General features: G+C 34.9%; 12 protein-coding genes. 8 read left to right on the forward strand and 4 right to left on the reverse strand.

The window, feature by feature from the left end:
* Positions 1 to 114: 114 nt before the first annotated feature.
* The 3 genes from FGK96_RS04080 to FGK96_RS04090 are packed head-to-tail and all read right to left on the reverse strand — an operon-like array spanning position 115 to position 1,965.
* Positions 115 to 684, reverse strand: coding sequence for an ECF transporter S component (locus FGK96_RS04080; protein ID WP_138081652.1), 570 nt, complete (start codon positions 682 to 684; stop codon positions 115 to 117).
* Positions 685 to 740: 56 nt separating this feature from the next.
* Positions 741 to 1,286: a phosphopantothenoylcysteine decarboxylase gene (gene coaC, locus FGK96_RS04085; protein WP_138081654.1), complete on the reverse strand. Its 546-nt coding sequence runs from the start codon at positions 1,284 to 1,286 to the stop codon at positions 741 to 743.
* Positions 1,279 to 1,965, reverse strand: coding sequence for a phosphopantothenate--cysteine ligase (locus FGK96_RS04090; RefSeq protein WP_138081656.1), 687 nt, complete (start codon positions 1,963 to 1,965; stop codon positions 1,279 to 1,281). The genes coaC and FGK96_RS04090 overlap by 8 nt, the downstream gene beginning before the upstream one ends.
* 130 nt (positions 1,966 to 2,095) lie before the next feature.
* Here FGK96_RS04090 and FGK96_RS04095 point away from each other — a divergent pair, with 130 nt between their 5' ends.
* From FGK96_RS04095 to FGK96_RS04115, 5 genes are all read left to right on the forward strand, one after another.
* Positions 2,096 to 2,851 (forward strand): lipoate--protein ligase family protein, encoded by a 756-nt coding sequence (locus tag FGK96_RS04095; protein ID WP_138081658.1) that lies wholly within the window; start codon positions 2,096 to 2,098, stop codon positions 2,849 to 2,851.
* Between the two features lie 83 nt (positions 2,852 to 2,934).
* Positions 2,935 to 4,605: a formate--tetrahydrofolate ligase gene (locus FGK96_RS04100; RefSeq protein ID WP_138081660.1), complete on the forward strand. Its 1,671-nt coding sequence runs from the start codon at positions 2,935 to 2,937 to the stop codon at positions 4,603 to 4,605.
* 364 nt (positions 4,606 to 4,969) lie between these two features.
* Positions 4,970 to 6,487: a cardiolipin synthase gene (cls, locus tag FGK96_RS04105; protein WP_138081662.1), complete on the forward strand. Its 1,518-nt coding sequence runs from the start codon at positions 4,970 to 4,972 to the stop codon at positions 6,485 to 6,487.
* A 275-nt stretch (positions 6,488 to 6,762) separates the two neighbouring features.
* Complete coding sequence (locus FGK96_RS04110) at positions 6,763 to 7,839, forward strand: aspartate-semialdehyde dehydrogenase (RefSeq protein WP_138081664.1); 1,077 nt, start codon at positions 6,763 to 6,765, stop codon at positions 7,837 to 7,839.
* Between the two features lie 153 nt (positions 7,840 to 7,992).
* Complete coding sequence (locus FGK96_RS04115; RefSeq protein WP_138081666.1) at positions 7,993 to 8,331, forward strand: ATP cone domain-containing protein; 339 nt, start codon at positions 7,993 to 7,995, stop codon at positions 8,329 to 8,331.
* A 109-nt stretch (positions 8,332 to 8,440) separates the two neighbouring features.
* Here the strand turns inward: FGK96_RS04115 and FGK96_RS04120 are convergent, their stop codons facing one another.
* Positions 8,441 to 9,709 (reverse strand): PLP-dependent aminotransferase family protein, encoded by a 1,269-nt coding sequence (locus FGK96_RS04120; RefSeq protein ID WP_172601589.1) that lies wholly within the window; start codon positions 9,707 to 9,709, stop codon positions 8,441 to 8,443.
* A gap of 160 nt (positions 9,710 to 9,869) precedes the next feature.
* Between FGK96_RS04120 and FGK96_RS04125 the strand changes: the two genes are divergently transcribed.
* The 3 genes from FGK96_RS04125 (at position 9,870) to FGK96_RS04135 (ending at position 11,899) form a co-directional block, all read left to right on the forward strand.
* Positions 9,870 to 10,022 carry a hypothetical protein gene (locus tag FGK96_RS04125; protein WP_331855390.1) on the forward strand — a complete coding sequence of 51 codons (153 nt, stop codon included), beginning with the start codon at positions 9,870 to 9,872 and terminating at the stop codon, positions 10,020 to 10,022.
* 145 nt (positions 10,023 to 10,167) lie between these two features.
* Positions 10,168 to 10,944 carry a ParA family protein gene (locus FGK96_RS04130; protein ID WP_138081671.1) on the forward strand — a complete coding sequence of 259 codons (777 nt, stop codon included), beginning with the start codon at positions 10,168 to 10,170 and terminating at the stop codon, positions 10,942 to 10,944.
* Positions 10,937 to 11,899: a ParB N-terminal domain-containing protein gene (locus FGK96_RS04135; RefSeq protein WP_138081673.1), complete on the forward strand. Its 963-nt coding sequence runs from the start codon at positions 10,937 to 10,939 to the stop codon at positions 11,897 to 11,899. The genes FGK96_RS04130 and FGK96_RS04135 overlap by 8 nt, the downstream gene beginning before the upstream one ends.
* Positions 11,900 to 11,995: the final 96 nt, after the last annotated feature.

Raw genomic sequence — 11,995 nt, forward strand, 5'->3', positions numbered from 1 at the left:
GTATACCATTTTCGTGGCGAAAAATCACTTTTTTTTGTGGAAATTTGCAAATTTCTTTCAATTGAAATTTTTCAGAAAAAACCTCGCTTATCTCATTTAGCGAGGCTTACTATTTTATTTTTTTATTTTGCTTAAGGTTGGAATGACAGCCATAACAACGATAGCAGATATAACCATTTCCGCAATTGCATTTGAGGATACAATCCCAGCTAAAAGAGACTTTATATTACCAGCAAACACACTTCCAAAGAAGATAAATATTCCTCCAAGTACAAAGATAGTGTTGGTTAGTGATCCAATAATTCCTGAAACTATTAAACCGACCTTATTAGTAAGATATTTATAGCAAAAATAAGGTGTAACTCCAATAAGCACGCGAGGTACAATTGCAATCACTAATGAAAAAATATTACCGTGGTCTACAAATGGTGAGAAGAGATAGCTTGTAGGAAGTAAGATAATAGTATTTGTGATAACACTGATAATTCCCATAAGCCCACCGAGCATGCTGCCGATTCGGGGGCCGTATACTATTGAAGCAACGATGACGGGGATATGAACAAGGGTTGGTTTAATAGGAAGGGGCCAAATATTGAAGACAAAGGAACTGATAAAATGTATCAGCAACATAATCGCAAAAAAGATTGATAAAATTGCGACTTCAGAGGATTTTCGACGATTCATTAGATAACTCTCCATTAAATTTTCTGCAAGGTTGTGGATTTAGAGACTAAAAACTGTTAACCCTCGAAAAAATCAAGGATTATAGTGTAGATATCTTGAACATCAGCAAGTGCTCCTATTCCCGTATCACCACAAGCTAACAAGGATGATTGTGGTAGAATTTCTTGATACCCAATACTCTCAAGTCGTTTGATATTTTCTTGAGTGATGGGATTAGTATACATTTTAGTATTCATTGCAGGTGCAATCATTTTTTGGGTTGTTTGAGGAAGAGCAAGAGCAACGCTCGTGACAATATTATCAGCAAAGCCATAGGCCAAGTGCGCAATAGTATTAGCGGAAGCTGGTGCGACTAGAAATAAGTCTGTCTTTTTAGCCAATTCAATATGGTTGACAATGGCCACGTCATCTTCTCGCATAATGTCAAGATGAACAGAGTTTTTAGATAGTACCTGTAAGGTTAGTGGCGTTATGAATGCTTGCGCTGCCCTAGTCATAAGTACTGTCACATTAAAACCTGCTTTGGTTAGCATACTTGTTAAATCAGCAGCTTTGTAAGCTGAGATACTACCTGTAACGGCTAATGTAATATTTTTAGTCATTGTCAATAATCTTTCTACAAATTAGTTTAGCGATATCTGCTTTAGTTTCTAACTCAATGAGATCATCATGGCCAACTAAATAAGCGTGGTGTCGATCTTCATTTATTTGGCTTAAGTCGTTTGCCAAAATATAGGTAGCTGCATTTTTAATTAAACTTTCTCTAGCTACTGATAGCAACTTTTCTTTTTCCACATTGACTAGAAGCTTAAAGCCAATTAATTTTATTTCAGGGTTCCACTTTTTAACCAAAGAAATTAATTTGGGTGTTTTTTTAAGAAAGAGGACTTGATAATCTGATTGCGAAGAAATTTTACTTTCTGTATTTGATTTAGTCAGTAGGGAGTCTATGTCAGAAGCTTGTTTAACATGGTCAAAATCCGTCATATAGACAGGAGTGTAGTCTGAGACTGCCATGCTATGAATTAAAACATCATGTGTTTTAACTAGAGGCTCTAGGGTTTGTGATAGGCTAGCAACATTTGTAACCTGATAAACAGATAAATGCTCATCTTGTTGAGGTTTCAGAGCATCAGGAGTAGTAACTAAAGTAACATCAAAGCCCTTTTCTAAGAAAGTTTCGGCAATCATTTTACCCAGCCTGCCTGTAGAGTGGTTAGTAATACTTCGAACAGAATCAATTTTTTCAGTGGTTCCACCTGATGTAATTAAAATTTTCATAAGTTTATTTTAACATATTTTAGAGAGCTAAGTAATGGTTTAGCTTCTTATCAGTTTTTATAGCATAATGCTCCTAATTAAGCTAAAATAGATGGAGATAAAATAGACAATCACTTGAACTGAGGAAAATATGACGAGATTAAATATTTTTAATCAATTACCGTTAACTGTAGTGGATGATAGTAAGAAACATGCTACTGTTGTTTTAGCTTTATCAAAATCACAGAGCTTACTAGAGCTGGTTAATACTAATCATAATCAGCTATTTTTGCATTTTTGGCCCCTAGAAAACACGGTTATACTAGGCATGATAGATCGGCAGCTTCCTTCTTTTGAGAGTGCTAAAAAATACTTAGAGAACCAAGGTTATCAAGTTGCTATTCGAAATATCGGTGGTTTAGCAGTTGTTTCAGATAGCGGTGTTCTTAATTTTTCTCTTTGCCTACCAATTGCGGGAGAGGATGATTTGAAATTTCGGATTGCAGATGGCTATTTAATAATGGTCGACTTGATAAAAGAAGTTCTTAGGTCAAGTGGAAAAGTTATTGATGTTAAGGAAATTAGCCAATCTTATTGTCCTGGTAAATATGATCTCAGTATTAATGGTAAAAAATTTGCTGGGATTGCTCAACGTCGCAAGAAAAATGCTGTTCTGGTTTCAATCTATCTAAGTGTCAGTGGTGATCAGAAAGAGAGGTGTCGCATATTGTCTCAATTCTACAAAGAAGGAAACTCTCAAAAATCAAAGATCGCCTTTCCTAATATCAATAGCCAGTGCATGGCAAATCTTTCTGATTTATTAGAAACTCCTCTTACTGTTAATCAACTTATTGATATGATTAAAGTGACCTTGAATCAAAATGGTTTTCAAATTGATCAACCATAAATTAAAAACCTTTCAATATTGGAGTCATTATCACTTGTGTTATAATGAATATATCTAAAAGACATGTATAAAAAAGGAGCCCTATGAAATCAGACATTGACATTGCTCAAAGTGTTACACTTAAACCAATTACAGAAGTTGTTAAAAAAGTTGATATTGATTTTGATGATGTTGAGCTTTACGGAAAGTACAAGGCTAAATTATCATTTGATAAAATCAATGCCATCAGAGAAAATAAGGTTGGAAAATTAATTTTAGTAACAGCAATTAACCCCACACCTGCAGGTGAAGGAAAGTCTACAATGAGTATTGGACTTGCGGATGCCCTAAATAAAATTGGCAAGAAAACAATGCTTGCTTTAAGAGAACCATCATTAGGACCTGTAATGGGAATTAAAGGGGGAGCTGCTGGAGGTGGCTACGCTCAAGTCTTGCCAATGGAAGATATTAATCTTCATTTTACAGGGGATATGCATGCGATTACAACAGCAAATAATGCACTCTCAGCCCTAATTGATAATCATCTACAACAAGGCAATGAACTTGGTATTGACCAGCGTCGCATCATTTGGAAAAGAGTTGTCGATCTCAACGACCGTGCTTTACGTCAGGTTATTGTTGGCCTTGGAGGACCAGTCAATGGCCTTCCTAGAGAAGATGGCTTTGATATTACAGTTGCATCGGAAATCATGGCTATTTTATGCTTAGCGACTGATCTTAAGGATTTAAAAGAACGACTTGCCAATATTGTTGTGGCTTACAGTTATGACCGTCAACCGATTTATGTGCGTGATTTAAAGGTAGAAGGAGCATTAACCCTTATCCTTAAGGATGCTATCAAACCTAATTTAGTACAGACAATCTATGGGACACCTGCCTTAGTTCACGGTGGACCATTTGCTAATATTGCTCATGGTTGCAATTCTATTCTAGCTACTGCAACAGCACTACGCTTAGCTGATTATACAGTAACTGAAGCTGGCTTTGGAGCTGATTTAGGAGCAGAAAAATTCCTAGATATCAAAGTACCTAATTTATCAAAAGTCCCTGATGCTATTGTTATTGTTGCGACTTTACGTGCTTTAAAAATGCATGGAGGGGTTCTTAAAACTCAACTCAATGAAGAAAATGTCAAGGCTGTAAAAGCTGGTTTTGTAAATTTGAAGCGTCACGTTGAAAATATGCGTCAATATGGAATCCCAGTCGTAGTTGCTATCAATGAGTTCATGTCTGACACTGATGCTGAAATTGCTATTTTGAAAGACCTATGTCGTGAGATTGATGTTCCAGTTGAACTAGCTAGTGTCTGGGCAAAGGGGGTTGAAGGAGGAGTAGCTCTGGCAGAAACAATTGTCAAAGTAATCGAAGAAGGACAAGTAGCTTATCAACCTTTATATACCGAGCAAGATACTGTCGAAGAGAAAATTACTAAGATTGTAAAAAATATTTACGGTGGGCAGAGTGTGAACATGTCGGCAAAAGCCCAGGCTCAACTTAGACAGTTTACTGAATTTGGATGGGAAAAATTGCCTATTTGTATGGCTAAGACTCAGTATAGCTTCTCTGATAATCAAACTTTGCTCGGAGCCCCTAAAGGGTTTGAAATTACTATCCGTGAATTTGTTCCCAAAACTGGGGCGGGATTCATTGTAGCTCTAACAGGCGAGGTGATGACCATGCCAGGTCTACCGAAAGTTCCTGCAGCTCTCAATATGGATGTTTCAGAAGATGGTACCGCAATTGGACTATTTTAAAGCTCTTAAAATGGAAAGTTTCTTCCATTTTCGCTTGTTTTTGTAAGCTGATAAAGTACGTTTCTTTACTATGGGAGCGTACTTTATTTCTCTTCTAAATCAAATCTAAACCAAGAGACAAAGTAGGTAATTTTTGATAAACTATAAAAGTAGAGGTTAACCAAAAGTGCACTTCAAATTTAGGATGCTTAATAGCATTAAATATTTGCAAGGTAAAATGTAGTTTATAATATCGGGGTTACTATTTTGAAGAGAGTTGTTCGAATTGATTCTAGTAGTCCTATTGGCGTTTTTAGAGGAGGACTGAATAATAAATAATAAAATCAAAGTTAAACATTTGCTTCATAAAAGTAAGCGGGGGTTTTTGCGAGGCCTATTTAGTCGCGTAACCTTGATTATACTTTTGATTCTCTTGCAAATTTTATTTTTAGTACTATCTTATGCATGGATGGAACAATATCGTTTTTTACTAACAATTGTTGAAGTCATCTTTGCCATTTGTATTGTTCTTTATCTTGTCAATAGTGAGATGGATGCTATTTCTAGAGTAACTTGGCTTATTTTAATTATGGTTGCACCTTTATTTGGTTCCTTACTTCTTATTTATACTAAATTTGATTGGGGTTACCGTGATTTAAAGAAAAGAATCAATCATCTAGTGGAGCTAAGTGAACCTTATTTAAAAGATGATGAGGCGGTAGTTGATATATTGAAAGATAACACATCCACTACTTATCATTTAGTACAATATTTACAGAGAAGCCGGGCAAGTTTTCCTGTTTATGATAATAGTCAGACAACTTATTTTGCTGGTGGTGAAACTTTTTTTGAACAATTAAAAGAAGATTTACTTAAGGCTGAAAAATATATTTTTTTAGAGTTCTTTATTATTGCTGAAGGTTTAATGTGGGGAGAAATTCTCGGTATATTAGAGAAAAAAGTAAAAGAAGGTGTAGAAGTCCGTGTTTTATATGATGGTATGATAGAATTATCTACCTTATCTTCAGACTATTCAAAATTGCTTGAAGGTCTGGGTATAAAAGCAAAAGCATTTCTTCCACTATCCCCTTTTATTTCAACTTATTATAATTATCGTGATCACCGTAAAATCGTTGTTATTGATGGTGAAATTGCCTACACTGGCGGTATTAATTTAGCTGATGAATATATTAATGAAATAGAGCGTTTTGGCCACTGGAAAGATGCTGGTCTCAGAGTAGAAGGTGAGGCTGTAGATAGTTTTCTAATCTTATTTTTACAAATGTGGTCTATCACAGAGAAAGAACTTGTTATTGAGCCCTATTTATCAAAACATGGACAAGACCTTGCTTCTGATGGCTTTTTAATTCCCTATGGGGATTCTCCTTTAGATACGGATAAGATTGGGGAAAATGTCTATATAGATATTCTTAACCATGCTAAAGAATACGTTTATATAATGACTCCTTACTTAATTTTAGATAGTGAGATGGAGCATGCTATTCGCTTTGCTTCTGAGCGCGGCGTAGATATTCGAATTATTATGCCTGGAAAACCTGATAAAGCAGTGCCTTATGCTTTGGCTAAAACCTATTATAAAGCGTTAATGGATTCTGGCGTTAGGATATATGAGTATAGTCCTGGCTTTGTCCACTCTAAAATTTTTGTTAGCGATGGAATGAAAGCTGTTGTTGGCTCCATAAATTTAGATTATCGTAGTTTATATCATCATTTTGAATGTGCAACTTATCTATATCGTGTATCAGCTATTGCAGATATCGTTAAAGATTTCCAAGACACGCAAAATGAGTCACGCCTTGTGACCTATGATTATCTGAAGAAACGGCCTTGGCATCAAAAAGTAGTGGGGCTTTTAGTTAAAACGATTGCTCCCCTCTTGTAATATGATCATTTTTTGCTATAATAGGTTTATGCGATGAGTCGATTATGGTTTTTAACCATATCTGCGCAGGGGAGGTCATTAAGGCAGGAGCCGACTTTGATAAATTGTGTGAACCTTTTTATCACATTCTTTGGATGCCCCTGATTCCTGTCAATTTGACAGGAATCTTTTTTTATCTTTTTATCCAGACAGCAAGATAATCCTGATGCTGTACTATTTTATACAAATTTTAGAGAATTTAACTATATCAAAAAAATTAAAAAACGAGGTTACCTATGGGATATACAATTGCAGTTGTTGGTGCTACTGGAGCAGTAGGTACACAAATGATAAAAATGCTTGAAGAATCCAGTTTACCAATTGATAAACTACGTTTACTGGCATCAGCCCGTTCTGCTGGTAGAACGTTGACCTTTAAAAAACAAGAAATAATAATCGAGGAAACAACTGAAAATTCTTTTGAAGATGTTGATTTGGCCTTGTTTTCTGCTGGTGGAGCAACATCTGCAAAATATGCTCCGTATGCAGTACAAGCTGGAGCTGTAGTTGTAGATAACACTTCTTATTTTAGACAAAATCCGCAAGTTCCTTTAGTAGTCCCAGAAGTTAATGCTGATGCTCTTGATCAACATCAGGGGATTGTTGCCTGTCCAAATTGTTCAACAATCCAAATGATGGTTGCCTTAGAACCAATTCGTCAAAAATGGGGATTAGAACGGATTGTTGTTTCAACTTATCAAGCTGTATCAGGAGCGGGACAGTCTGCTATTAATGAGATGAAAATGCAATATAGTCAAGTTATTAATGAAAACGTAGCTCCTAAAACTCTTACTGCCTCTATCTTACCCTCAGCTGGAGATAAAAAACATTATCCTATTGCTTTTAATGCCTTACCTCAAATTGACTTATTCACTGATAACGATTATACCTATGAAGAAATGAAGATGACAAAGGAAACCAAGAAGATTATGTCAGATGACAAAATTAAGGTTTCTGCAACTTGTGTCCGTATCCCCGTCCTGTCTGCTCATTCAGAATCGGTTTATATTGAAACGAAAACAGTGGCTCCTATTGAAGAAGTCAAAGCAGCTGTTCAAGCTTTTCCAGGAGTCGTCCTTGAAGATGATAGTAAAGAGCAAGTCTACCCTCAAGCGGTCAATGCTGTTGGTAATAAAGAAACTTTTGTCGGTCGCATCCGCAAGGATTTAGATATCGAAAATGGAATTCACATGTGGGTCGTTTCCGACAACCTTCTCAAAGGTGCTGCATGGAACTCCGTTCAAATTGCCGAAACGTTACACCAACGGGGATTGGTTAAACCAACCAAGACATTACTTTTTGAATTAAAATAAATAAGAATTGAAACAATGATAGCAGGAACACTAGTAACCAAATTTTTAATTAAAACTTATTAAATTAGCTTTTCTAATAGCTAAAACTTGACAAAATTAGAAAAGATTAGCATAATGTAAGTAAATTGAAAAGAGATGAAATGAGGGAAAAAGATGCAAATTATCAAGCGTGATGGTCAGGTTGCTGAGTTTGATCCAGATAAGATTTATCAAGCAATCATTAAAGCTGCTCGAACAGTTTATGTCATTGATGAAACGTGGCGTCAGAACCTAGCCCAAGTCACCAAAAAAGTTGTTATTGACTTAGAAGAAGCAAAAGTTGAGAAACCAACTATTAATATGATTCAATCTTTGGTTGAAAATCGTTTGATGGATGCAGGGTTTATCAATATTGCTGAACATTATATTTCTTATCGTCTACAAAGAGATTTGGAAAGAAACGGATATGGTGATAGTGTTATAGTTCATCTCCGCTTTGAACAAACAAAATAAAAAGTTTCCTGTTTTGGCGAAGAGCTTAAATAAGTAGGTTTTACTACAAGAAAAACTTAGTTCTAGATTGTCTAGAACTAAGTTTTTTCTATTCTCATGTTTCGTTTTTTCATTGTTTTATCTCTATTTCCAAGTCTGATAAAAGGGAAGTTAAGAGTTCTGGGGTTGCCCTTAATAAAGGGAGTTTAAGATAAGAAGAACCTTGTAAGTGATGAAAATCGTAAGTTCCCTGCTTTAAAGTTTTAATCATAGGAATCTGTGAAGGAAGAGAAAGTATCACAAATTGTGGTGTTAATCGGTAATCAATTTGAGGATAGTTTTCTGAAAAGTAGGCAATCAGTGTCAACATTTTCTCTTGGAAATAATCATACAACCTATCAAAGTTTCGTTCAAACATGCCATTAGTTAAATAAAGTGAGAGAGCCTTTTGCATGATAGTATTGGTTTCTAAATCAATCATTGCCTTATGATTAAGAAATGGTAGACGAAGCTTTTCGGGTAAGACTAAAGCAGCAATTCGTAAGGAAGGGAAGACACTCATTGAAAAAGATTTAAGATAAATGACTTTTTGATTAGTGTCAAAATAATGAAGAGGCATTTCGTTTTTAGCAGTAAAATCTCCTAAATAATCATCTTCAATAATGTAGACATCATAGCGATTGGCTAAAGTGACAATAGCTTGTTTTTCCTCTTTTGTATATGAGAGTCCTAAAGGATTTGAAAATCGTGAGATAGTATAGAAAAATTTAAACTTGCCACTCTTAAACAAAGACTCTAACTGATCTAGATTAAGTCCTTGGAACGTACGATCAATTGTTTCAAAAGGAACGTCTAAACCTTTTACCATTTGTTCCATACGAGTGTAGGTTGGTTTTTCTAATAAGATTGACTTTTTATATTCTGAAAAAGCCAACTGACTTAAGATATAGAGAGCTTGTTGGGTTCCAGAAGTGATGATAATTTCACTGGCTTTACAATAGACAGTATGATCTGCTAAGTGTTTTTCAAGAGCTACTGCTAATGCATCTAATCCTTCAACTTTAGAATAGTAATTAAAGAGATAGTCACCTTCTTTTGTCATAGTTTCATTTAAGCATAACTTAAAGTTTTTATAGGCAAGACTATTATAATCGGACAAATTAAAATCAATGAGGATGTTCTCTTTGACTTTACCAATCACGTAATAACCACTTTTAGGGACAGAGTAGATATAGTACCGATGCCTAAGTTCCATTAAGGCTCTTTGTACAGTATCTTTACTACAACTATATTCTGTGCTTAACCGACGTATAGAGGGAACTTTATCTCCTTTTTGAAGTTTCTCCTGATCAATAGCCCTTGCTAGGTCATCCACAATTTTTTGGTAAATACTTGTCATAATAAGTGATCCTATATCGTTTAATATTTTCCTTTCTATTGTAACTCATATGCTCACTTACAACAATGGTCATACATTGACAAATATCTTGATTTTTGCCATAATGACAGTAAGTCAATGCCGTAGTAACGGCTTTTTTAGTGAAGTAAAGGATGAATAAATGAGTATATTAGAAGTTAAAAATTTAAGTCATGGCTTCGGAGATAGAGCTATTTTTGAAAATGTCTCTTTTAGGCTGTTGAAAGGAGAGCATATTGGTCTAGTCGGGGCTAATGGTGAAGGGGACAATGCTATAATGATGATAGTACAATAAATCCAAGTAAAATCAATGGTTAAAGGCTTCCACAAAACTTTTAAACTTGATGATGGATTGAGGCTATCATCTTTTTTTATATCTAAAATTATATAAAAGTATAGCATAAAATAAAATCTCTGTATAGAGAAGAAGGAGGGACTTTATGGCAGAAGTTATAACCATAGCCAATCGAAAAGGCGGAGTTGGAAAAACAACTACAACTCTAAACCTTGCCTATTCACTAAAAGAACTAGGTAAAAAAGTATTAGTCATTGACCTTGATCCACAAGCTAATCTTACAAGATGTTTTGATATGGAAAATACCGAAAATATAAAAACCATAGGTCATTTGTTAATGACAGAACTGGAGGAAGAAGAAAGCTATTTTGTAGAGGACTATACCAAATCTTATGATGATATAGATATTATACCTTCAAGCATTTTCTTATCCGCCGTTGAAACACAAATGAGAGCAGAAACAGGAAGTGAACGTATATTATCGGAAATTATTAATCAGGTAAAAGAGTATTATGAATATATTCTTATAGATACATCACCATCACTTAATGTTTTGACCATAAATGCCCTTTGTGCATCGGACAGCGTCCTTATAGTAGCGGATACACAGCTGTTTGCAGTTGTTGGAATCAATGAACTTTTAAAGACTGTTCAAAAAATAAAAAAGAGAGTGAATCCGAAACTGAAAGTACAGGGTATTTTACTAACCATGTATGAGAATAGAACCAATCTGTCCAAAACACTGACGGAGCAGGTAGAAGAAATGTTCCAAAAGAAAATCAAGGTCTTTCAGACTAAAATTCCAAAAACAGTCAAAGTGGGAGAAGCCATCTATAGCGGGCAAAGTATAAAAAAATATGCAAAAGGTAGCAGCGTAGATATTGCCTATGACAATTTGGCAAAGGAGATCTGCTATGAGTAAAAAACTTCTAAAAAGAGAAATCACCGATGCTGTAGATTTTTTGCTTGATGATGGAGATATCTTGGAACAAGGAGATATACAGAATATAGAACTTGATTTGCTTAAAAATTATCATAATCATCCGTTTACTTTATATACAGGTAAGAGATTAGACGATATGGTAGAGAGTATTAAGGAAAACGGAGTTCTTAATCCAATTATTGTCTTGAAAAAAGATAACAACTATGAAATACTTTCCGGACACAATAGAGTAAATGCAGCAAGAATTGTAAAAGTAAAAAGTATTCCTTGTATTGTTAAAGAAAATCTAACGGATAAAGAAGCCTATACCTATGTAATTGAAACAAACCTTATGCAGCGTTCTTTCTCCGATTTACTGCCTACGGAAAAAGCCCTTGTTCTTAAAATGAGATATGAAAAAATAGCAAGTCAGGGCAAGAGAAATGATTTGCAAAAGGAGATAAACAATTTAGATCAGGGGATTATAGAAAAGGAAAGTAAAGAGGAAGATAAAACAGACAGCAGAAAAACACTTGGAAAAGAATATAATCTTTCAGGGGCATCTATTGCAAGGTACCTAAGATTAAATGAATTATCTAAGTCTTGGAAAAAAGAGGTGGATGAAGATGAAATAGGTTTGACGATGGCGGTAGATTTATCCTATCTTTCCAAAGAAATACAGGAACATCTGTATCAGAAGTGCGAAGAATTGGAGCTAAGCTTAAAACCAAGCGATGCCAAATCACTCCATCTGATGAACAGACAAGAAGAGCTGAATCAAGAGATGGTTATAGCATATTTGTTGGACTTGAAAAAACCAAAGGTAAAAGAGTATCAGAATATCAAGTTATCTCAGAGTATTTATCAAAAATTCTTTCAAGATAAAGCGAAACAAGAAGCAGAAGGGATTATAGAAAAAGCACTAGAAATTTACTTTAGAGAGTATCTCCGTTAGCAGAAAGACAAAATTATAAATTTAAGGTATAATATAAGATACTAAATAAGTGAAAAAGCCTGTTTAGCAGGATAAGATATAAAAGAGGCAGGTGTC

Source organism: Streptococcus porcinus, from assembly GCF_901542335.1.
Lineage (GTDB): Bacteria > Bacillota > Bacilli > Lactobacillales > Streptococcaceae > Streptococcus > Streptococcus porcinus_A.

What these genes read in the sequence shown, in the direction of transcription:
- FGK96_RS04080 (WP_138081652.1), bottom strand. Translation starts at nt 684, where the DNA reads ATGAATCGTCGAAAATCCTCTGAAGTCGCAATTTTATCAATCTTTTTT.
- coaC (WP_138081654.1), bottom strand. Translation starts at nt 1,286, where the DNA reads ATGACTAAAAATATTACATTAGCCGTTACAGGTAGTATCTCAGCTTAC.
- FGK96_RS04090 (WP_138081656.1), bottom strand. Translation starts at nt 1,965, where the DNA reads ATGAAAATTTTAATTACATCAGGTGGAACCACTGAAAAAATTGATTCT.
- FGK96_RS04095 (WP_138081658.1), top strand. Translation starts at nt 2,096, where the DNA reads ATGACGAGATTAAATATTTTTAATCAATTACCGTTAACTGTAGTGGAT.
- FGK96_RS04100 (WP_138081660.1), top strand. Translation starts at nt 2,935, where the DNA reads ATGAAATCAGACATTGACATTGCTCAAAGTGTTACACTTAAACCAATT.
- FGK96_RS04110 (WP_138081664.1), top strand. Translation starts at nt 6,763, where the DNA reads ATGGGATATACAATTGCAGTTGTTGGTGCTACTGGAGCAGTAGGTACA.
- FGK96_RS04115 (WP_138081666.1), top strand. Translation starts at nt 7,993, where the DNA reads ATGCAAATTATCAAGCGTGATGGTCAGGTTGCTGAGTTTGATCCAGAT.
- FGK96_RS04120 (WP_172601589.1), bottom strand. Translation starts at nt 9,709, where the DNA reads ATGACAAGTATTTACCAAAAAATTGTGGATGACCTAGCAAGGGCTATT.
- FGK96_RS04125 (WP_331855390.1), top strand. Translation starts at nt 9,870, where the DNA reads ATGAGTATATTAGAAGTTAAAAATTTAAGTCATGGCTTCGGAGATAGA.
- FGK96_RS04130 (WP_138081671.1), top strand. Translation starts at nt 10,168, where the DNA reads ATGGCAGAAGTTATAACCATAGCCAATCGAAAAGGCGGAGTTGGAAAA.
- FGK96_RS04135 (WP_138081673.1), top strand. Translation starts at nt 10,937, where the DNA reads ATGAGTAAAAAACTTCTAAAAAGAGAAATCACCGATGCTGTAGATTTT.